Here is a 20100-nt window from a genome sequence, read left to right as displayed (position 1 = left end):
CAAATGTAAAACAGAAGCCCACCCCCTTTTTAGGGGCGCGCCCCAGTCTGGGGCACCCAGGCGACTCAGCGCGGCGGCTTGGTCTTGCCTGCAGCACGACCGGCCGCGGTGCCCGCGCGCGGCGGCAGTCCGGTGTGCTGGGTCAGCAGGCTGCCCTTGCGCGGCGTGGCGCCGGCACGGCTGGCCGGCGCGGCGGTCTTGCCCACGGGCGTGCTGTTCTTGCGCCGCGCACTCTGGTAGCCGCCATCGGTGAGCGGCTGGAAGGTCGGGATCAGGTGCTGCTTGCCGTTGCCGATCAGGTCGGCGCGGCCCATGGCCTTGAGGGCCTCGCGCAGCAGCGGCCAGTTGTTGGGGTCGTGGTAGCGCAGGAAGGCCTTGTGCAGGCGGCGGCGCTTTTCGCCGCGCACGATGTCGACCTTTTCCCCACGCTCGTCGCGGTGCACGCCCTTGAGGGTGTTGATGCCCGAGTGGTACATGGCCGTGGCGGTGGCCATGGGGCTGGGGTAGAAGGTCTGCACCTGGTCGGCGCGGAAGCCATTGCGCTTGAGCCACAGCGCCAGGTTCATCATGTCCTCGTCGCTGGTGCCCGGGTGGGCGGCGATGAAGTAGGGAATCAGGAACTGCTTCTTGCCGGCCTCTTCGCTGTATTTCTCGAACAGCTGCTTGAACTTGTCGTAGCTGCCGATGCCCGGCTTCATCATCTTGGACAGCGGGCCACTCTCGGTGTGCTCGGGCGCGATCTTGAGGTAGCCACCCACGTGGTGCTGCACCAGCTCCTTGACGTACTCGGGGCTCTTGACGGCCAGGTCGTAGCGCAGGCCGGAGCCGATCAGCACCTTCTTGACGCCCCGCAGCTCGCGCGCGCGGCGGTAGATCTTGATCAGCGGGCCGTGGTCGGTGGTGAGGTTCTGGCAGATGCCGGGGTAGACGCAGCTGGGCTTGCGGCAGGCGGCTTCGATCTCGGGTGTGCGGCAGCCCAGGCGGTACATGTTGGCGGTGGGGCCACCGAGGTCGGAGATCACGCCGGTGAAGCCCTCGACCTTGTCGCGGATGTCCTCCACCTCCTTGATGATGGATTCCTCCGACCGGCTCTGGATGATGCGGCCCTCGTGCTCGGTGATGGAGCAGAAGGTGCAGCCGCCAAAACAGCCGCGCATGATGTTCACGCTGAAACGGATCATTTCCCAGGCGGGAATCTTGGTCGCGCCATCGTGGCGGCCGTGCTCGTCGGCGTAGGCCGGGTGCGGGCTGCGGGCGTAAGGCAGGTCGAAGACGTGGTCCATCTCAGCCGTGGTCAGCGGGATGGGCGGCGGGTTGATCCACACATCGCGCGCGGTCGTGCCCTCGCCGTGGGCCTGCACCAGCGCGCGGGCGTTGCCCGGGTTGGCCTCGACGTGCAGCACGCGGTTGGCGTGGGCATACAGCACAGCGTCGCTCTTGACCTGCTCGTAGCTGGGCAGGCGGATCACGGTGCGCTCGCGCGGCGTGCGCTGGCGCGGCATGAAGGTCAGCGGCTTGATCGACGTATCGATGGCGGGGCCGTCGCCCTCTTCCTTGGCGCAGCTCTGGCCCTGGGCCTGAGCCTGTTCGCTGGTGGTGAGGTAGGGGTTGATGTGCTCGTCCACGCGGCCGGGCGTGTCGACCTCGCTGGAATCCAGCTCGAACCAGCCTTCGCTGCTGGGGTCCTGCGGGCGGCGGACGAAGGCGGTGCCACGCACGTCTGTGATCTGCTCGATGGGTTCACGCGCGGCGATGCGGTGGGCCACCTCCACCAGGGCACGCTCGGCGTTGCCGTAGAGCAGCAGGTCGCACTTGGCGTCCACCACGATGGAGCGGCGCACCTTGTCGCTCCAGTAGTCGTAATGGGCGATGCGGCGCAGGCTGCCTTCGATGCCGCCGAGCACGATGGGCACGTCCTTGTAGGCCTCGCGGCAGCGCTGGCTGTAGACGATGGCGGCGCGGTCCGGGCGCTTGCCACCGATGTCGCCCGGGGTGTAGGCGTCGTCGCTGCGGATTTTCCGATCGGCCGTGTAGCGGTTGATCATGGAATCCATGTTGCCCGCCGTCACGCCCCAGAACAGGTTGGGCTTGCCCAGCGCCTTGAAGGGCTCGGCGCTCTGCCAGTCGGGCTGGGCGATGATGCCGACCCGGAAGCCCTGCGCCTCCAGCACCCGACCCACCACGGCCATACCAAAGCTGGGGTGGTCCACGTAGGCATCACCCGTCACCAGGATGATGTCGCACGAGTCCCAGCCCAGGCGCTCCATCTCGGTGCGGTTCATGGGCAGGAAAGGCGCGGTGCCAAAGCGCTTCGCCCAATAAGGACGGTAGCTGGTGATGGGCTTGGCGGCGCGCGCGAAAAAGGAAACGTCGACGGGGGCGTTCATGGGGGGCCTGGTGGATAACCCGTGATTTTAGTTGGCCGAGGTGTTTTTGCGGCCCCGCAGGGACAATCGGGCCCATGTGGCCCCTTTCCCCTGCCCTCGCGGCCGTGCTGGCCGACGCCTTGCTCGCGCTGCACGTGGGCGTAGTGGCCTTCGTGGTGCTGGGCGAGGCGGCGGTGCTGCTTGGCGCCCGCCTGGGCTGGCACGGGGTGCGGCGGCGCGGCTGGCGGCTAACGCACCTGCTGCTCATGGTGTTCATCGCCGCGCAGGCCGCGCTCGGGCGGCTGTGCCCGCTGACGGTGTGGGAGCAGGAACTGCGCACCCTGGCCGGACAGGCCGCCTATGGCGGCAGTTTCATTGCCCACTGGCTGGGCCGCCTGCTCTACTGGGACCTGCCGTGGTGGGTGTTCGTGGCCGCCTACGCGGCTTTCGCGCTGCTGGTGTCGCTCACGTGGCGCTGGGTGCCACCGCTGCGCCGCTAGCATGGGTCTTTCGACAGAGGAGACTCCATGCCCAGCTACAACACCCTGACGATAGACAAGGACCCGCGCAACCCCCGCGTGGCCCGCCTGCTGCTCAACCGCCCCGAACGCCTCAACGCCATCACCGACGACACACCACGCGACATCCGCGCCGCGGTGGACTGGGCCAACGCCGATGACGAGGTGCACGTGATCGTGGTGGCCGGCGCCGGCAAGGGCTTCTGCGGCGGCTACGACCTGGCCGACACCGCCCAGAGCCAGATCGAGCACCCCTGCCAACAGGAAAAGACGCCCTGGGACCCGATGGTCGACTACGCCTACATGAAACGCAACACCGAGGACTTCATGAGCCTGTGGCGCAGCCCCAAGCCCACCATCGCCCAGGTGCACGGCGCGGCCGTGGCCGGTGGCAGCGACATCGCCCTGTGCTGCGACCTGCTGGTGATGGCCGACGACGCCCGCATCGGTTACATGCCCACCCGTGTGTGGGGCTGCCCCACCACCGCCATGTGGAGCTTTCGCCTCGGCCCGGCGCGGGCCAAGCAGCTCATGTTCACCGGCGACGTGCTCTCGGGCCGCCAGGCCGCCGACTGGGGCCTGGCCAACCTGGCGGTGCCGGCCGATCAGTTGGATGCCGAGACCTTCAAGCTGGCCGAACGCATCGCCGGCGTGCCACGCGGCCACCTGGCCATGCACAAGATGGTGGTCAACCAGACCATGCTGAGCGCCGGCCTGGAGCAGACCCAGATGATGGCCACCGTGTTCGACGGCATCACCCGCCACAACCCCGAAGGCATGTGGTTCCGCCGCTACGCGCAGGCCGAGGGCTTCAAGGCCGCCATCGCGTGGCGCGACGGCGGCCAACCGATCCCGGAAGGCGACGAGGCCCGCGCACGGATCCGGCAGATGGAACAGAGCGCCAGCCGCCCCGGCGACGCACGCTGATCGCCAAACGTCGCGCACGCCCGACACCCGGCGTGCCAGCACATGGCGAGACATGCACAAGAATGTAAACAAAGGTTATTCTTGCGTTGACTTTACGCATCTTCATGGTCGAGCACTTGTTTAACCCGCCCCCCCGCGCACGCCTGAGCCCTGGCCGTGCATGGGCGCGACGGCGCTGAAACCCCGGCGCCCCACCCCACCCGCCCATGCCTCCTGACGCCCTGTCCCCCTGGCTGGCCCGGCTGGTGCCCGGTTTGCTCGCCCTGCTGTGCTCCCACGTGATGCTGGAATGCCGTGCCCGCTTGGCCGAATCGGTGCGCGCGGGCGATGCGGACCGCTGGCAGTGGCTGGCCGGGGCCGCGCTGGCCATGGGCACCGGAGCCTGGTCGCTGCACATCAACCACGTCATGCTGCAGCCGCTGGATTTCGCGGTGCATTACGACACCGCTTGGCTGACGGTGGCCTGGGCCGCCAGCGTGGCCCTGGCGGCGCTGGGGGTCTGGGCCTCGGTGGTGCTGCCGGGGGCGGCGCTGGCCTGGGGCGCCGGCGCCCTGCTGACCACCGCCGCCGCGCTGCTGGCGTCCATCATCGCGCTGCTGGCCGTCCGTTTCCAGCCGGGCCTGCCGTGGGCGCCGGGCGGACTGGGCCTGGCCGCCCTGAGCATGGCGCTGCCCGTGGCCCTGGCCCTGTGGCTGCGCGACCGCCGGGCCCACGGCTGGACCGACACCGGCCTGCGCCTGGCCAGCTCGCTGCTGCTGGCCACCGGGCTGTGGCTGGCCGAATCGCAGCTGGTGGCCTCGGCCTCGCTGCCGCAACAGACGGGCAGCGCCGTGGCCAACGGCGTCTCGCTCAACGCGCTGGGCCTGCTGGCCAAGCTGGGCACGCTGGTGCTGCTGCTGATGACCCTGGTGATCTCGCGGCGCGAGACGTCCATGCGGGCCTCGCTGGTGCAGGCCCGCCACGACGTTGAACGCGAGTCGCTGACCGACCCGCTGACGCGCCTGCCCAACCGCCAGGCCTTCGAACACCGGCTGCGCGAACAGGCCGCCGACACGGAACGCGACCGAAGCTCGATGGCGCTGCTGTTCATCGACATCGATGGCTTCAAACCCATCAACGAATCCTTTGGCCACGCCAGCGGCGACTGGCTGCTCAACGCGGTGGGCCAGCGGCTGGGCCAGGATCTGCAGGCGCCCGAGTTCCTGGCGCGCTGGGGGGCCGACCAGTTCCTGCTGCTGCTGCCGGCGACGCGCTCGCGCGAGGTCCTGGCCGCGCGGGCACGGGCGCTGCTGCAGGCCATCGCGGAGCCCATGGAGGTGCAGGGCCGCGAACTGCCGGTGCAGGCCTCCATCGGCCTGGCACTGTGCCCGGACGATGGCGCCGCCGCCATGCTGGTGGCCCACGCCGACGCGGCCACCCATGCGGCCAAGGCGGCCGGTGGTGGCACCTTCTGCTTCTTCGAGCCCCACATGCTGACCGACTCGCGCGAGCAGATGGAGCTGCTGCGCGACCTGCGCAAGGCCATCGACGAACAAGAGCTGGAGTTGTATTTCCAGCCCAAGATCCATGCGCCCAGCGGCGAGATCACCGGCGCCGAGGCCCTGATTCGCTGGAACCACCCCAGCAAGGGCCTGATCAGCCCGGCCGCCTTCATTCCGGTGGCCGAGCGCTTCGGGCTGATCGGCGCCGTGGGCAACTGGGTGATCGACCAGGCCTGCCGCCAGATTCACGAATGGCGCGAGGGTGGCCTGCGCATGCGCGTGGCCATCAACCTGTCGGTGCACCAGCTGCGCCAGGACGACCTCGCCGAACGCATCGCCGCGGCGCTCAAGCGCTACGAGGTCAACCCCACGCTGTTGACCTGCGAAATCACCGAATCGGTGGCCATGGAGAACAACGCCACCAGCAAGGCCTTCTTCGACAAGCTCGAAGGCATCGGGGTGCACATCTCCATCGACGATTTCGGCACCGGCTATTCCAGCCTGGCCTACCTGCGGCAGCTGCCGGCAGAGGAACTCAAGATCGATGCCGGTTTCGTGAAGGATCTGGAATTCAGCAACGACGCCCGCACCGTGGTCGAGGCGGTGGTGAAGCTGGGACTGGCGCTGGGCCTGAAAGTGGTGGCCGAAGGCGTGGAGACCGATGTGCAGCGCGATATCCTGCGCCAGCTGGGTTGCAACGAACTGCAGGGTTTCCTGTTCGCCAAGCCCATGGCGGCCAAGCGCCTCTACCTCTGGGCCATGAGCGACGACGGTCCGGCGAACATCGATTTCCGCCAGTCGCTGTTCGGCGACACCCAGATTCCCGACGACCTGGCCGGCGAAGCCTCAGCGCGCTGAGTTCAGGCGAAGGCTTGCCGCAGCGCCCGCGCGGCGTCCTCGTGCGCCTGCCGCGCCTCGGGAATGGCGCGGCCCATCTTGATGAACTCGTGCACCACGCCGCGGTAGATTTCCAGGTCCACCGGCACGCCGGCCAGGCGCAGCTTATCGGCGTACATCACGCCCTCGTCCACCAGCGGATCGCATTCGGCCAGGCCGATCCAGGCCGGCGCCACGCCGTCCAAGTCGTCCGCATACAGCGGGGCAAAGCGCCAGTCGTCGCGGTCGGCCGGGGTTCGCACGCAATGGTTGAAGAAATAGCTGATGTGCGGCTCCTCCAGCACGAAGCCCTGGGCGAAGTGCCGGTGCGAGGGGGTGTCCTGGTGGCCCGTGGTGCCGGGATAGAACAGCATCTGCAGGGCCAGCGGCAGGCCGGCATCCCGGGCCTCGATGGCGCACACCGCGGCCAGCGTGCCGCCGGCGCTGTCACCGCCCACCGCCAGGCGGGTGGTGTCCAGTCCCAGCGCCGCGCCCTGGCCGGCCAGCCATTGCAGGGCGTCCCAGGCGTCGTTGGCGGCGGTGGGAAACTTGTGCTCGGGCGCCAGCCGGTAGTCCAGCGAGACCACGGCGCAGTGCGCCAGGTGGGCCAGGTGGCGGCACAGGCTGTCGTGGGTGGCCACGCTGCCGATGGTGAAGCCGCCGCCGTGGGTGTAGAACAGCACCGGCAACGGCTCATGGGTCGGCGCCACCAGACGCGCGGGCAGGCTGGTGCCGTCGCGGGTGGGCACCTGCAGCGCCTCCACGCGGGCCATCTTGTGCGGTGCCAGGTCCAGCACGCCGGCGCCGGCTTCGTAGTGGGCGCGGGCCTGCTGGGCGGTGAGCGCGTGCATGGGCGGGTGGCCGAGCCGCGCCATGCGGTCGATCACGCCGCGCATCTGCGGGGTCAGCAGCGCGCGGGGGTTGTGCGGGTGGTTCATGGCGTGAATGGTAGCTGTCGCGGGCTGGTCATTTTTACCAGCCTGCCGGCCGTATAGTTAGGGAAATACCACGGAGACAAACATGGCCAACATCCTCTACATCACCAACATCCAGATCGACTTCGGCGCCATCCGGCTGCTGCCGGCCGAGTGCGAACGCAGCGGCATCACGCGCCCGCTGATCGTCACCGACGCGGGTGTGAAAGCGGTCGGCATCCTGCAGAAGGCGCTGGACGCCCTGCCCGGCCTGCCCAGCGCCGTGTTCGACCAGACACCGTCCAACCCCACCGAGGCGGCGGTGCGCGCGGCCGCCGCCATCTACCAGGCGCAGGGCTGCGATGGCCTGATCGCCCTGGGCGGCGGCAGCGCCATCGACTGCGCCAAGGGGGTGGCCATCGCCGTGGCGCACGAAGGCCCGCTCAAGACCTACGCGACCATCGAAGGCGGCTCGCCCAAAATCACCGAACGTGTGCCGCCGCTGATCGCCGTGCCCACCACCGCCGGCACCGGCAGCGAGGTGGCGCGGGGCGCCATCCTCATCGTCGACGACGGCCGCAAACTGGGCTTCCACAGCTGGCACCTGGTGCCCAAGACCGCTCTGCTCGACCCTGAACTCACGCTGGGCCTGCCCCCCATGCTGACGGCGGCCACCGGCATGGACGCCATCGCCCACAACATGGAAACCTTCATGGCCCCGGCCTTCAACCCGCCGGCCGACGGCATCGCGCTGGAGGGCTTGCGCCGCGGCTGGGCCCACATCGAGGCGGCCACGCGCAATGGCAGCGACCGCGACGCGCGCATGAACATGATGGTGTCCAGCATGCACGGCGCCATGGCCTTCCAGAAAGGCCTGGGCTGCGTGCACAGCCTCAGCCACAGCCTGGGTGGCGTCAACCCGCGCCTGCACCACGGCACCCTCAACGCCATGTTCCTGCCCGCCGTGGTGCGCTTCAACGCCGCCGCCGAAACGGTGCAAAAGGAAGACCGCCTGAACCGCATGGCCCAGGCCATGGGCCTGCGCTCCGGCAGCGACATCCCGACCGCCCTCGCCGACATGAACGCCCGCCTGGGCCTGCCCACCGGCCTGGCGGCCATGGGCGTGACCGAGGACCTGTTCGACAAGGTCATCACCGGCGCGCTGGCCGACCACTGCCACAAGACCAACCCGCGCCTTGCGTCTGCGGATGAATACCGGGGGATGCTGGTCGAGGCGATGTGAGGCCGGCGGGCCCGTCAACCGGCGTTCACACCGGCTGGAAGCGTTGGTCGTAAGCCACGCGCAGTGCCACCCAGTTGTCCCAATGGGGCGCGGGCGTGTCACCGCCCAGGCGGGCCGACAACACATCGAGGTGGGCATGCCAGCCGGCGCTCACGTTGAGCAGCACGTCGCGGTTGGGTGCGCCTTGGTGGACGATGGTGAGCCGCACCTGCTGGCCCACGGTCTCCAGCTCGAAACACACATGGCTGGCCTCGCCCCAGGTGAAGCCCAGACGGTGCGGTGCTTTCACGTGGGTGATGCGGCTGCGCATGCGGTGCTCTTCGCCAAAGCCCTCGGGCCGTTGGCCGGGCGGATCGGTCAGTTCGTCGTTGCGCCAGACCAGCTCGAATTCGGCGCCCTCGCGCAGCTCCATGACGCCAGCGGCCAGCCAGCGGCGGCGCAGGTCGCTGTCGGTCAGCCAGTCCCAGACCCGTTCGATGGGGCCGGGCAGCAGGCGCTCCAGGCGCAATTCGGCCTGGGGGCCCAGGCTGCCAAAGAGGTTGTGCACATGCGTGGCGTTCATGGTGTGTCCTTGGTGGTGGGGGGCATTGGGTGCGCGTCTTCGGCGCGCAGGAGGGTGTCGAGCGCATCGAGCCGCGAGGTCCAGAACCGCTCGTAGTGCGCCAGCCAGGTGTAGGCCTGGGCCAGGGTGCCGGCGTTCAGGTGACAGTGGTGGGTGCGCCAGCGCACCTCGCGGCGCAGCAGACCGGCTTGTTCCAGCACCTTGATGTGTTTGGACGCGGCGGCCAGGCTCATGTCAAACGGCGCGGCCAGCTCGGACACGGTGCGCGGCCCTTGCGACAGGGACGCCACCATCCCGCGCCGGGTGGCATCGCCGAGCGCGTGGAAGATGTCGTTCAGCTGAGGCGATTCTGATTCAACCATGTGGCTGAATGTAATCGCCATTCACAATTCATTCAACCAAAAAGTTGAATTGACTGACCAACGGGATCGGCCGCTGGCCGGGCAGCTCAGCCCCCGAAACCACCACCCTCGACAACGCGGACGGTGTCCCGCCCATTGGAGTCCAGCGGTTGAGCCACGCCATCGGCCTGTGGCCGTGCCAGCCGCGCGCCCACGTGCCGCTCCCCCCTTGCCTGAGCCAGCTCCACCTGTCGCTGGCGCTCGGCCAACCGGGTTTTTTCTTCTTCACTGCGCTGGCCGTGGCAATGGGGGCAGCTCACGCCCTGAACGTAATGCGGCGAGGCCTTGTCCTGGGGGCCCAGGGGCCAGCGGCAGGACCGGCACAGCTCGTAAGGGCCAGGCACCAGGCCGTGGCCCACGCTCACGCGCTCGTCGAACACAAAACACTCGCCTTCCCAGGTGCTGTCTTGCGGCGGGACCTCCTCCAGGTACTTGAGGATGCCGCCCTCGAGGTGGTAGACCTCGTCGAAGCCCTTCATCTTCATGAGCGCGGTGGACTTCTCGCAGCGGATGCCGCCGGTGCAGAACATGGCCACCTTGGGCTTTTTGGCGCCCTGCAGCGCGGGCTGGGCGTCTATCCACGCCGGCAGTTCGGTGAAGGTCTTGATGTCGGGGTTGATGGCGCCTTTGAACGTGCCGATCTTGACCTCGTAGTCGTTGCGGGTGTCGATCAAGACCACCTCGGGATCGGCCAGCAAGGCGTTCCAGTCCTGCGGCTTGACGTACTGGCCCACGGTCTTGTTCGGGTCGAGCTCGGGCACCCGCAAGGTGACTATTTCCTTCTTGAGTCGCACCTTCATGCGCAGAAAAGGCGGCTTGCTGGACCACGACTCCTTGTGCGGCAGCTGCGCCAGGCCGGGGATCGCCCGCAGGTGGGCCAGCACGGCGCGCACACCCGCCTCGGGCCCGGCGATGGTGCCATTGACGCCTTCACGCGCCAGCAGCAGGGTGCCTTTCACCGCGTGCGCGTCACAGCAGCGCTGCAGCGGTTCGCGCAGGGCCACGAAGTCGGGCAGGTCGACGAACTGGTAGAGGGCGGCGGTCAGAAAGGCATCCATGGCCCCGATTATCCCTGCGCACCGGCAGTGGGCACCGGGACACAGCGCCACGACTTGACCCAGATCAGGCCGTTCAACCCCAGACCATGCGTAGCATTTATGTCAGAATCAAGGCGGGCGAAAGCCCAGGGACGTCATTAAGAACTACTTGATTCCGAGCAATATGGAACACTCGACCGCACACAATGAACTTGACAGGGACCACCACAACGTTATTGCCAAGCACTACGATCGATTGATCGTACAACCGCGCAAGACCATCAACGACCGTGCATTCAGATTCATCAAAACATATCTGAAACATCCCGCATTGGCCATGCTCGACCTTGGAGCCGGTACAGGCCACATGAGCGTCAGATTTGGGTCGAACTTCAGGACCATCACCCTGGTTGATCACTCGGAAGGCATGCTTGAAAAGGCAAAAACAAATACGTCTCACATCAAGGCAAACAAGCACTTTGAAACGTGTGAGGCCTTTGAATTTCTGAAAAAATCAAACCAGCAATTTGATTTGATCACCTGCGTTGGCTTCCTGCACCACCTTGAACCGCACGAGCTGAACGAGCTGTTTGGTCTTCTGCACAATGCCTTGTCCGCCAAGGGGAAAATCATCTTGGCCGAACCTGTCGCCACCGCGGCCATTGAACCATCTGCGGTGCGTTGGTGGAACAAGGCCATGCGCCCCAAAATCGAGGAATACTTGTCCCTGGCCCCCACACCAGATGAAGCGCCATTGAATCTGGGCAACCTGAAACAAGCCTATGCAGATCAAGGATTCAGCCTGATCGCGGAACGGCGAGGCTGGGAGATATTCGCACGATTCAACAACAACATGGTTGATCAATTGGCGATCAATGTCCTGGACCGTTTGTTCAACAAAGATGGGGTTGTGTGGATTGCCGTGATTGGTCCTGCAAACGCATGACGCCAATGATCGTGCCTGCGGTTGGGTGTATTGCCTCATCAAGAATGCCCTAGGCCGATGGCGGCACCCGAAATAAGGCACGGCAAGCCGCCCGTCAAAGCGCCGAGACTTGACCCAGATCAGGCCGTTCCAGCCAGGCGGCGAATTCATCCGCCAGTTGCCGGCTGGCGGACACGGCGCCGTTCCAGGCGGCCATGCGGCCGGCCAGGTCGTTGCCGTAGCGGGTGAAATCGGTGCGGTCGGGCAGCTTGCCGTTGGGCAGGCGGCGCACCCACTCGGGGTCGGGCGCCAGCACCAGCATGGCGTCCAGGAAGTGGCTGGCCCGGTGGCGCCAGGTCCAGGGCTTGTCCAGCCAGCCAGGCACCACCTGCTTCTGGAAATGGGGGTAGAGCACGATGCCGTCGCCAGCGCGGTAGTCCAGGTGCAGGTGGTAGTCGGTGATGCCGCCGTCCCAGTAGGCGCCCGGCGGGGCGCCGGCAATGCGCTGAGCACAAAGGGAATGGAGCAGCTGGCCTGCAGCGCGTCCATGAAGTTGGCCTCGGTCAGCGCGATCTGGCGGGTGCGGTAGTCGTGGGTGGCAAAGGGCAGCGGTGCCACCGCGCCTTCTTGCACCGAGGAAAACACCACCCGCTCCAGCCAGGCGCCCATGGCCTTGCGGTGCACGGCGTTGCTCAACAGCGCGCCCAGGTAGCCCAGCGGCGCGCGCAGGCCAGCCTCGCGCCGCATGAGGTGGCGGCCGCGCGAGGTGACGATGTGCAGCCGGTAGCGGGGATGGTTCAGCACCTCGGCCACGCGCCCGCCGTAGAAGGCCTGCAGGCTGCGGCCAAACACCTCGCTGATGTGTTCCGGGCGGTGGCGTTTCTGGCCCGGCGGCAATTCGTAATGCTGGGCGATGTAGTCGCGCTCCAGGCGCTCGAAGGCGGGCACCGGGTCGTGCAGGCAGGCCGTGGCCATGCGCCAGGCACCGATGGAGGCGCCGATCAGGTCGATGGGCTGCTTCGACCGCGGCAGCCAGTGGCCAAACAGAAAGCGGTCCAGTGGCCCCAGCGTCAGGCCCTTGGGCCCGCCTGCCGCCGCGGGGATGGCGCGCACGTCGGCGGGCTGCAGGCCCTGGCGCCGCAGGTGGCGCAGCGCGGCTGGTCCGGCGTACAGGCGCAGGGCGCGCATGGTTTCAGGTGCAACGTGTGGCCATCACGCCGCGGCGTCCAGCTCGCGCAGCGGCCCCAGGTCCTCGGTCACCAGCACGTCGGGGTCCAGCCCCATGGCCAGGCCCACGGCGTCGGGGTAGGTGTGGATCAGGCGGTCGGGCTCGCCCGCCGTGCCGTGGATGCAGGCGCGCCAGACGGCCAGGTGCAGCAGCGCGGCCAGCGGCTCGGGCTGCGGCGCCTCCAGGGGCGCCACGTGTTGCGCCAGGGCATCCACCAGGCGCTGCGGGAAACGCCAGCGCCGCGCCAGTTCGGCCCCGGCATCCGCGTGGCTGAAGCCCAGCATCTGCAGTTGCACAGGGGCGCGCTGCGGGTCCAGCAGATCCACCTGGCGGTCGATCTCGGTCATGGCTTCGGGCAGGCCCGCGTGCAGCACCAGCTCGCCGATGGCGTGCAGCAATCCGGCGGTGAAGGCCAGGTTCTCGTCCATCTGCAGCGGGTAGGCGATGTGGCGTGCCAGCGTGGCGGTGACCAGGCTGTGGCGCCAGTAGCGGTCGAGGTTGAGCGTGCCCACGGCATGAAAGCAGTCGTTCAGCGCCGTGCTGATGACCAGGGCCCGGACCTTGTTCAGGCCCAGCACCATCAGCGCCTCACGCGCCGTCGACACCGGGCGCAGCAGGCGGAAAAAGGCCGAGTTGGCGCGCTGCATCACCTTGGCGGCCAGCACCGGGTCGCGGTCGATGTCGCGGGCGATGCTGCCCAGGTCCACATCCTCGTTGTTGAAGGTCGCGATCAGCCGCGCCGCCACCTCGGGTGCCGCCGGCAAGGCCTGCGGCTGCTTGAACAGGGCTTCGAGTCGGGGATGGGTGGATGGCATAGGCATTCAGGCCGCCGCGCCGGGCCGCCCCAAGCAAGGCCGCACCCCCATGGGGGGCAGCGAATACACGACGTGGTGAGCGTGGGGGCCCATGTTCAGCTGATGAAAGCGGAAAGCTCGCCGGCCGACGTCCATTCGCTCGGGTCCTTGTCCAGCACCTGCTCCAGGTCGAGGCCCAACAGGATGGCCACGACGTCGGGGAAGGTCTTGGTCAGGCCCTCGCGGTCCATGTTCATTTCCTGACAACGCGCGCGCCAGGATGCCATGTGCACCACGCCCGCCATGGGTTCGTGGGTGTCGCCTTCAAAGGGCAGCAGCTGGTGCTGCAAGGCCTTGACGATGGTGTCCGGAAAGTCCCACTTCTTGGCGAACCCGGCGCTCACGTCGGCGTAGGTGTAGCCCAGGTGGGCGCGTTCGGCGTCGGCGCGCTTGAGGTCCAGCGGCGCGACGCTGAAGTCGATCTTGGCCACCACCTCGGGCATGCCGATGTGCATGACCAGGTCCCCCACCGCGTGCACCAGGCCGGCCGTGAAGGCGGCGCCGTCGTTGAGTCGCAGGCCCGGGGCGAGCGCGCGGCAGGCCTTGGCGGTGTTGAGGCTGTAGCGCCAGAACTGCTCCAGGTTGACGCCGGGCACGGCCTTGAAGCTGCTGGACAGCGCCACCGCCGTGACCAGGGTGCGCACGTGCGAGAAGCCGAGGATGCCCACCGCGTCGTCCACGCTGCTGATCTGGCGGGTGACGTTGAAGAAGGCCGAGTTGGCCAGCTTGAGCATGCGCGCCGTCAGTGCCGGATCGGTGGCGACCAGCTGGCCGATCTTGCGCGGGCTCGGGTCGTCCGCGTCCAGTTCGGACAAGACCTCGGAGACCACCCGCGGGATGCTGGGCAAGGCGTTCGACTTGGCGAGCAGCGCTTGAAGTTCCATGGAAGAAATGTGTGGGCTGGCGTAAAGGATTCAGTATAGGTGAGCGCCTTGATCAACAAACAATGTCAGCGCTTCAGTCCCTGCAACTTGGCGAAAGCCGACGCCATGGCGCTCCCCTGCGGCAGCGCATCACGCCCGCGCTGCACCTGCTGGCCTCGGCCGGCGCCTTCGAAGCGGTTGTCGCGCGGGCCGTCCTTGCGGGCGGGCGCTGCGTCCAGCTTCATGGACAGGCCGATGCGCTTGCGCGCCACATCGACCTCCATCACCTTGACCTTGACGATGTCCCCGGTCTTGACCACCTCGCGCGCGTCGTTGACGAACTTGTGGCTGAGCTGGCTCACGTGCACCAGGCCGTCCTGGTGCACGCCGAGGTCGATGAAGGCGCCGAACTGGGCCACATTGCTCACCGTGCCCTCCAGGATCATGCCTTCGACCAGGTCCTTGATGTCTTCCACGCCGTCGTTGAAGCGGGCCACCTTGAAGTCCGGGCGCGGGTCGCGGCCCGGCTTTTCCAGCTCGCCCAGGATGTCCTTGACGGTGATGACACCGAATTTCTCGTTGGCGAACAGCTCGGGCCGCAAGGCCTTGAGCATGTCGGCACGGCCCATGAGCTCGGCCACCGGCTTGCCGGTCTTGTCGATGATGGCCTCCACCACCGGGTAGGTCTCGGGGTGCACGCCGGTCATGTCCAGCGGGTTGTCGCCGCCGCGTATGCGCAGGAAGCCCGCGCTCAGCTCGAAGGTCTTGGCGCCCAGGCCGCTCACGTCCAGCAGCTGCTTGCGGCTCTTGAAGGCGCCGTTGGCCTCGCGCCAGCGCACCACGGCCTTGGCCACGCTGGCACTCAGGCCCGACACGCGCGACAGCAGCGGCACGCTGGCGGTGTTGAGGTCCACGCCGACGCCGTTCACGCAATCCTCCACCACGGCTTCCAGCGTGCGGGCCAGTTCGCTCTGGTTGACGTCGTGCTGGTACTGGCCCACGCCGATGCTCTTGGGGTCGATCTTGACCAGCTCGGCCAACGGGTCCTGCAGGCGGCGCGCGATGCTGGCCGCCCCGCGCAGGCTCACGTCCACGTCGGGCATTTCCTGGGATGCGAATTCGCTGGCCGAATAGACCGAGGCGCCGGCCTCGCTGACCACCACCTTCTCGATCACCCGTTCGGCCTTGGCCATGAGCTTGATCAGCTCGCCGGCCAGCTTGTCGGTCTCGCGGCTGGCGGTGCCGTTGCCGATGGCGATCAGGTTGACGCCGTGCTTGTCGCACAGGCGGGCCAGGGTGTGCAGCGAGCCGTCCCAGTCGCGCCGGGGCTCGTGCGGATAGACGGTGGAGGTGTCGACCAGCTTGCCGGTGGCATCGACCACGGCCACCTTGACGCCGGTGCGGATGCCCGGGTCCAGGCCCATGACCACACGCGGGCCGGCCGGCGCGGCCAGCAGCAGGTCGCGCAGGTTGTCGGCAAACACCTTGATGGCGACCTTCTCGGCCTCTTCGCGCAGGCGGGCGAACAGGTCGCGTTCGGTGGACAGGCTGAGCTTGACGCGCCAGGTCCAGGCCACACACTTGCGCAGCAGGTCGTCGCTGGGCCGGCCCTTGTGGCCCCAGCCCAGGTGCAGCGCAATTTTTCCCTCTGCGATGCTGGGTTTGCCGGGCTCGGGCACCTCGGGCAGCGCCAGCTTGGCGTCCAGCAGCTCCAGCGTGCGGCCACGGAACACCGCCAACGCGCGGTGCGAGGGCACGCGGCCAATGGGCTCGTCGTAGTCGAAGTAGTCGCGGAACTTGGCGATTTCCGGGTCGTTCTCGTTCTTGCCGGCGGCCAGTTTGCTGGTGAACAGGCCCTCGGCCCACAGCCACTCGCGCAGCTTCTGCACCAGCACGGCGTCCTCGGCCCAGCGCTCGGACAGGATGTCGCGCACACCGTCAAGCACGGCGGCGGCGGTCGTGAAATCGGCGCCCTCGACCTGCCCGGCCGGCACCAGGAAGGCCTGGGCCTCCACCGCCGGGTCCAGCGTCGGGTCGGCAAACAACTTGTCGGCCAGCGGCTCGATGCCCGCCTCGCGGGCGATCATGCCCTTGGTGCGGCGCTTGGGCTTGTAGGGCAGGTAGAGGTCTTCCAGTTCCTGCTTGGTGGGCGCAGCTTCGATGGCGGCCCGCAGTTCGGGGCTGAGCTTGCCCTGTTCGGCGATGCTCTTGAGTACGGCCTCGCGGCGGTCCTCAAGCTCGCGCAGGTAACCCAGGCGGGCCTCGAGTTCACGCAGCTGGATGTCGTCGAGGCCATCCGTGACCTCCTTGCGGTAGCGGGCGATGAAGGGCACCGTGGCCCCGCCGTCGAGCAGTTCCACGGCGGCCAGCACCTGGCGTGGCTGGACTTTGATCTCCTGCGCGATCTGCGCGATGATTTTTTGCATGTCGAAAAACGGTGGGCCGGTCCCTGAACCGGTCTCTGGCTGTCTGGAAAGTGGGGGAGTTTGCCACAGGGTCCCGGTGCCCCAGGGGGCTCGACAGCCACCCAGCGAACCCATGAGCGTAATCAGCCGGTAAAGAGCGGTCACAGTCTGTGCCAGAGCCACCTTTCTCGGTCTGACCGCAGTAAATTGCCAGCATGAACACCCTGCACCCGTTTCGCTGCATGGCGGCCAGCGCGCTGGCCGCAGCCACGCTCAGTGCCTGCGTCGTGGCCCCCCTGTACCCGCCCGAACCCGCCGTTGTCGTGCCGCAGCAGCCTCCCCAACCCTATGCCGAGGTGGTTCCCGTGGCGCCGTACACCGGGGCGATCTGGATCAACGGCTACTGGGGATGGTCGCGCAACCGCTACGAGTGGGTGCCGGGACGCTACGACCGCCCTCGCCCCGGCTACCGCTGGCAACCCCATCACTGGCGCCAGCAGCCGCGAGGCGGCTGGTCGCTGGAGGGCGGTGTGTGGACCCGTTGACCTGATGGCCGGCCTCCCGCGCTGTCACAAGACGCCCCTAGTGGACGAACCGTAGGCGATGCTGCGCACCGCGCCTTCGCTGGACAAGGCCACGGCGTGGCTGGCTCCGTTCGTGTCCCCCGGGCGCTGCGTGCCTCCTCCTTGACCTCACTGCGCCAGCCACGCCGCGTCCTCGTCTCGCCAACATTCAGGCATGCCCACGCTGGAACACAAACGCTGTTTTAGATCGGGGTGGCAGGGTGCCCTGTGCAGCGAAGTCAAGGAGGAGAACCGGCGCAGCCGGTTCGGGGGACATGAGCGGAACAGGGCACCCTGCCGCCCCGATACCGCCCACAAAGCAGGCATGAAAAAGGCCGCACAAAGCGGCCTCTCTCAACAAGAACGGGCAAAAACTCAACCCGCCAGCAGCTTCCAGGTGTCGATCACCGAATCCGGGTTCAGGGAAATCGACGAGATGCCTTCGTCGCGCAGCCACTGGGCGAAGTCGGGGTGGTCGCTGGGGCCCTGGCCGCAGATACCGACGTACTTGCCGTCGGCCTTGCAGGCGCCGATCGCCATGGACAGCAGGGCCTTGACGGCCGGGTCGCGCTCGTCGAAGTCGTGCGCCAGCAACTCCAGGCCGGAATCGCGGTCCAGGCCCAGGGTCAGCTGGGTCAGGTCGTTGGAGCCGATGGAGAAGCCGTCGAAGTAGGACAGGAACTGCTTGGCCAGCACCGCGTTGCTCGGAATCTCGCACATCATGATGAGCTTGAGGTCGTTCTCGCCGCGCTTGAGGCCGTGTTTGGCCAGCAGGTTGACCACACGCTCGGCCTGGCCCAGGGTGCGCACGAAGGGCACCATCACCTGCACGTTGGTCAGGCCCATGTCCTCGCGCACGCGCTTCAGCGCCTCGCACTCCATGGCGAAGGCCTCGCCGAAATCTTCGCTGATGTAGCGCGCCGCACCGCGGAAGCCCAGCATGGGGTTCTCTTCCTCGGGTTCGTAGCGGCTGCCGCCGACCAGCTTGCGGTACTCGTTGGACTTGAAGTCCGACAGGCGCACGATCACCGGCTTGGGCCAGAAGGCAGCGGCAATGGTGGCCACGCCTTCGGCCACTTTGTCGACATAGAAGGCGCGCGGTGAGGCGTGGCCGCGCGCCACGGATTCCACCGCCTTCTTCAGGTCCGCGTCGATCTGTGGATAGTCCAGGATGGCCTTGGGGTGCACGCCGATGTTGTTGTTGATGATGAACTCCAGGCGGGCCAGGCCCACGCCGCTGTTGGGCAGCTGGGCGAAGTCGAAGGCCAGCTGGGGGTTGCCCACGTTCATCATGATCTTGACGTCCACCTCGGGCATCGTGCCACGCTGGACCTCGGTCACCTCGGTTTCCAGCAGGCCGTCGTAGATGTGGCCGGTATCGCCCTCGGCGCAACTGACCGTGACCAGGGTGCCGTCCTTGAGGTGGTCCGTGGCGTCACCACAGCCCACCACGGCCGGGATGCCCAGCTCGCGCGCGATGATGGCGGCGTGGCAGGTGCGTCCGCCCCGGTTGGTGACGATGGCGCTGGCGCGTTTCATCACCGGCTCCCAGTTGGGGTCGGTCATGTCCGTCACCAGCACATCGCCGGGCTGGACCTTGTCCATCTCGCTGATGTTGTGCACCAGGCGCACCGGGCCGGTGCCCACCTTCTGGCCGATGGCGCGGCCGCTGGACAGCACCGTGCCCTTGCCCTTGAGCTTGTACCGGTATTCGACCTGGTTGCCGGCCTGGCTCTTCACCGTCTCGGGGCGGGCCTGCAGGATGTAGAGCTGGCCGTCGGTGCCGTCCTTGCCCCACTCGATGTCCATGGCGCGGCCGTAGTGCTGTTCGATCACCAGCGCGTACTTCGCGAGCTGTTCGACCTCGTCGCTGGTCAGGCTGTAGCGGTTGCGCTGCTCGACCGGCACGTCCACGGTCTTGACCAGCTTGCCGCTGGCGGCCTTTTCTTCCGCGCTGCTGAACACCATCTCGATCAGCTTGGAACCCAGGTTGCGGCGGATCACGGCCTTCTTGCCGGCCTTGAGCATGGGCTTGTGGACGTAGAACTCGTCCGGGTTCACCGCGCCCTGCACCACCGTTTCACCCAGGCCGTAGCTGGAAGTGATGAAAACGACATCCTCGAAACCACTTTCGGTGTCGATCGTGAACATCACGCCGGCGGCGCCCAGGTCGGAGCGCACCATGCGCTGCACACCGGCGCTCAAGGCCACGTCGGCGTGGGCAAAGCCCTTGTGCACGCGGTAGCTGATGGCACGGTCGTTGTAGAGGCTGGCGAACACCTCCTTCATCTTGTGCAGCACGTCCTCGATGCCCACCACGTTGAGGAAGGTTTCCTGCTGGCCGGCGAAGCTGGCGTCGGGCAGGTCCTCGGCGGTGGCCGAGGAGCGCACGGCGAACGAGGCCTGCGGGTTGCCCGCGGACAGTTTGGCAAATGCGTCGCGGATCGCCTGTTCGAGATCGGCCGGGAAGGGCTGGGCCTCGACCATGGCGCGGATTTCGGCGCCGGCCTTGGCCAGGGCGCGCACATCCTCGGTGTCCAGCGCGTCGAGCTGGGCGTTGATGCGCTGGGTCAGGCCGTTGAATTGGAGGAATTCGCGGAAGGCGTGCGCCGTGGTGGCGAAGCCGGTGGGCACCCGCACGCCCTGGGGCAGCTGCGAGATCATTTCACCCAGGCTGGCATTCTTGCCACCCACGACCTCCACATCGGTCATTCGCAATTGCTCGAAGGGCACCACCAAGGCGGTTGCACTGAAGCGTTCAGACATAAGAGACTCCACTCAAGTTAAAAAACCGGGGGGTCTGTACCGCACCGCACTTCCGTGCTGGCCTGTTGTGTTCTTCTGGGCGGGCGCCGCACACACCATCGCTGCCGCGATAATCCGCTGATTGTAGGTGGCCGGCCGGCCCCGCCGCCCCGCCCCGCCTTAACCCGCTGT

15 protein-coding genes and 1 pseudogene are annotated in these 20100 nt (G+C 67.4%); 6 read left to right on the top strand and 10 right to left on the bottom strand.

Features of this window, described 5'->3' with window-relative positions; all coding sequences use genetic code 11:
- Positions 1 to 65: 65 nt before the first annotated feature.
- Positions 66 to 2387: a YgiQ family radical SAM protein gene (locus tag AAHB17_RS01380; RefSeq protein WP_342128627.1), complete on the bottom strand. Its 2322-nt coding sequence runs from the start codon at positions 2385 to 2387 to the stop codon at positions 66 to 68.
- 74 nt (positions 2388 to 2461) lie between these two features.
- On the opposite strand from AAHB17_RS01380, the gene AAHB17_RS01375 reads away from it, so the two are divergent.
- The 3 genes from AAHB17_RS01375 to AAHB17_RS01365 all read left to right on the top strand — a co-directional run bounded on the left by AAHB17_RS01375 (position 2462) and on the right by AAHB17_RS01365 (position 6150).
- Positions 2462 to 2866 (top strand): DUF2784 domain-containing protein, encoded by a 405-nt coding sequence (locus AAHB17_RS01375; RefSeq protein WP_342128626.1) that lies wholly within the window; start codon positions 2462 to 2464, stop codon positions 2864 to 2866.
- Between the two features lie 27 nt (positions 2867 to 2893).
- Positions 2894 to 3811 (top strand): crotonase/enoyl-CoA hydratase family protein, encoded by a 918-nt coding sequence (locus AAHB17_RS01370; RefSeq protein ID WP_342128625.1) that lies wholly within the window; start codon positions 2894 to 2896, stop codon positions 3809 to 3811.
- 206 nt (positions 3812 to 4017) lie between these two features.
- Positions 4018 to 6150: a putative bifunctional diguanylate cyclase/phosphodiesterase gene (locus AAHB17_RS01365; protein ID WP_342128624.1), complete on the top strand. Its 2133-nt coding sequence runs from the start codon at positions 4018 to 4020 to the stop codon at positions 6148 to 6150.
- Positions 6151 to 6152: 2 nt separating this feature from the next.
- Here the strand turns inward: AAHB17_RS01365 and AAHB17_RS01360 are convergent, their stop codons facing one another.
- Positions 6153 to 7106 carry an alpha/beta hydrolase gene (locus AAHB17_RS01360; RefSeq protein WP_342128623.1) on the bottom strand — a complete coding sequence of 318 codons (954 nt, stop codon included), beginning with the start codon at positions 7104 to 7106 and terminating at the stop codon, positions 6153 to 6155.
- Positions 7107 to 7188: 82 nt separating this feature from the next.
- Between AAHB17_RS01360 and AAHB17_RS01355 the strand changes: the two genes are divergently transcribed.
- On the top strand, positions 7189 to 8325 hold the full coding sequence (locus tag AAHB17_RS01355; protein ID WP_342128622.1) for an iron-containing alcohol dehydrogenase: 1137 nt from the start codon (positions 7189 to 7191) through the stop codon (positions 8323 to 8325).
- 25 nt (positions 8326 to 8350) lie between these two features.
- On the opposite strand, the gene AAHB17_RS01350 is transcribed toward AAHB17_RS01355, so the two are convergent.
- From AAHB17_RS01350 to trhO, 3 genes are all read right to left on the bottom strand, one after another.
- Complete coding sequence (locus tag AAHB17_RS01350) at positions 8351 to 8887, bottom strand: SRPBCC family protein (RefSeq protein ID WP_342128621.1); 537 nt, start codon at positions 8885 to 8887, stop codon at positions 8351 to 8353.
- Entirely contained in the window at positions 8884 to 9270 is a 387-nt protein-coding gene (locus AAHB17_RS01345) for an ArsR/SmtB family transcription factor (RefSeq protein ID WP_446719542.1), read from the bottom strand. Before AAHB17_RS01345 ends, AAHB17_RS01350 begins: the two co-directional genes overlap by 4 nt.
- A gap of 65 nt (positions 9271 to 9335) precedes the next feature.
- Positions 9336 to 10346 carry an oxygen-dependent tRNA uridine(34) hydroxylase TrhO gene (gene trhO, locus AAHB17_RS01340; protein WP_342128620.1) on the bottom strand — a complete coding sequence of 337 codons (1011 nt, stop codon included), beginning with the start codon at positions 10344 to 10346 and terminating at the stop codon, positions 9336 to 9338.
- 163 nt (positions 10347 to 10509) lie between these two features.
- Here trhO and AAHB17_RS01335 point away from each other — a divergent pair, with 163 nt between their 5' ends.
- On the top strand, positions 10510 to 11271 hold the full coding sequence (locus tag AAHB17_RS01335; RefSeq protein ID WP_342128619.1) for a class I SAM-dependent DNA methyltransferase: 762 nt from the start codon (positions 10510 to 10512) through the stop codon (positions 11269 to 11271).
- 94 nt (positions 11272 to 11365) lie between these two features.
- Here the strand turns inward: AAHB17_RS01335 and AAHB17_RS01330 are convergent.
- The 4 genes and pseudogenes from AAHB17_RS01330 to AAHB17_RS01315 form a co-directional block, all read right to left on the bottom strand.
- Positions 11366 to 12438 (bottom strand): annotated as a pseudogene (locus AAHB17_RS01330) (patatin-like phospholipase family protein).
- Between the two features lie 24 nt (positions 12439 to 12462).
- Entirely contained in the window at positions 12463 to 13293 is an 831-nt protein-coding gene (locus AAHB17_RS01325) for an HDOD domain-containing protein (protein WP_342128618.1), read from the bottom strand.
- A 95-nt stretch (positions 13294 to 13388) separates the two neighbouring features.
- A complete protein-coding gene (locus tag AAHB17_RS01320) occupies positions 13389 to 14216 on the bottom strand; it encodes an HDOD domain-containing protein (protein ID WP_342128617.1) in 828 nt (275 codons plus the stop codon).
- A 65-nt stretch (positions 14217 to 14281) separates the two neighbouring features.
- Positions 14282 to 16621, bottom strand: a complete 2340-nt coding sequence (locus AAHB17_RS01315; RefSeq protein WP_342128616.1) for a Tex family protein — start codon at positions 16619 to 16621, stop codon at positions 14282 to 14284.
- 194 nt (positions 16622 to 16815) lie between these two features.
- Here AAHB17_RS01315 and AAHB17_RS01310 point away from each other — a divergent pair, with 194 nt between their 5' ends.
- Positions 16816 to 17145 carry a hypothetical protein gene (locus AAHB17_RS01310; protein WP_342128615.1) on the top strand — a complete coding sequence of 110 codons (330 nt, stop codon included), beginning with the start codon at positions 16816 to 16818 and terminating at the stop codon, positions 17143 to 17145.
- A gap of 393 nt (positions 17146 to 17538) precedes the next feature.
- Here AAHB17_RS01310 and ppsA read toward each other — a convergent pair whose 3' ends face one another.
- On the bottom strand, positions 17539 to 19929 hold the full coding sequence (gene ppsA, locus AAHB17_RS01305) for a phosphoenolpyruvate synthase (protein ID WP_342128614.1): 2391 nt from the start codon (positions 19927 to 19929) through the stop codon (positions 17539 to 17541).
- Between the last annotated feature and the right edge of the window lie 171 nt (positions 19930 to 20100).

The organism is Hydrogenophaga sp. OTU3427 (assembly GCF_038440225.1).
Classification (GTDB): Bacteria; Pseudomonadota; Gammaproteobacteria; order Burkholderiales; family Burkholderiaceae_C; genus Hydrogenophaga.
Note: the sequence above shows the minus strand (reverse complement) of the source record. Positions and strands in the feature narration are given on the sequence as shown.

What these genes read in the sequence shown, in the direction of transcription:
- AAHB17_RS01380 (WP_342128627.1), bottom strand. Translation starts at nt 2,387, where the DNA reads ATGAACGCCCCCGTCGACGTTTCCTTTTTCGCGCGCGCCGCCAAGCCC.
- AAHB17_RS01375 (WP_342128626.1), top strand. Translation starts at nt 2,462, where the DNA reads ATGTGGCCCCTTTCCCCTGCCCTCGCGGCCGTGCTGGCCGACGCCTTG.
- AAHB17_RS01370 (WP_342128625.1), top strand. Translation starts at nt 2,894, where the DNA reads ATGCCCAGCTACAACACCCTGACGATAGACAAGGACCCGCGCAACCCC.
- AAHB17_RS01365 (WP_342128624.1), top strand. Translation starts at nt 4,018, where the DNA reads ATGCCTCCTGACGCCCTGTCCCCCTGGCTGGCCCGGCTGGTGCCCGGT.
- AAHB17_RS01360 (WP_342128623.1), bottom strand. Translation starts at nt 7,106, where the DNA reads ATGAACCACCCGCACAACCCCCGCGCGCTGCTGACCCCGCAGATGCGC.
- AAHB17_RS01355 (WP_342128622.1), top strand. Translation starts at nt 7,189, where the DNA reads ATGGCCAACATCCTCTACATCACCAACATCCAGATCGACTTCGGCGCC.
- AAHB17_RS01350 (WP_342128621.1), bottom strand. Translation starts at nt 8,887, where the DNA reads ATGAACGCCACGCATGTGCACAACCTCTTTGGCAGCCTGGGCCCCCAG.
- AAHB17_RS01345 (WP_446719542.1), bottom strand. Translation starts at nt 9,270, where the DNA reads ATGGCGATTACATTCAGCCACATGGTTGAATCAGAATCGCCTCAGCTG.
- trhO (WP_342128620.1), bottom strand. Translation starts at nt 10,346, where the DNA reads ATGGATGCCTTTCTGACCGCCGCCCTCTACCAGTTCGTCGACCTGCCC.
- AAHB17_RS01335 (WP_342128619.1), top strand. Translation starts at nt 10,510, where the DNA reads ATGGAACACTCGACCGCACACAATGAACTTGACAGGGACCACCACAAC.
- AAHB17_RS01325 (WP_342128618.1), bottom strand. Translation starts at nt 13,293, where the DNA reads ATGCCATCCACCCATCCCCGACTCGAAGCCCTGTTCAAGCAGCCGCAG.
- AAHB17_RS01320 (WP_342128617.1), bottom strand. Translation starts at nt 14,216, where the DNA reads ATGGAACTTCAAGCGCTGCTCGCCAAGTCGAACGCCTTGCCCAGCATC.
- AAHB17_RS01315 (WP_342128616.1), bottom strand. Translation starts at nt 16,621, where the DNA reads ATGCAAAAAATCATCGCGCAGATCGCGCAGGAGATCAAAGTCCAGCCA.
- AAHB17_RS01310 (WP_342128615.1), top strand. Translation starts at nt 16,816, where the DNA reads ATGAACACCCTGCACCCGTTTCGCTGCATGGCGGCCAGCGCGCTGGCC.
- ppsA (WP_342128614.1), bottom strand. Translation starts at nt 19,929, where the DNA reads ATGTCTGAACGCTTCAGTGCAACCGCCTTGGTGGTGCCCTTCGAGCAA.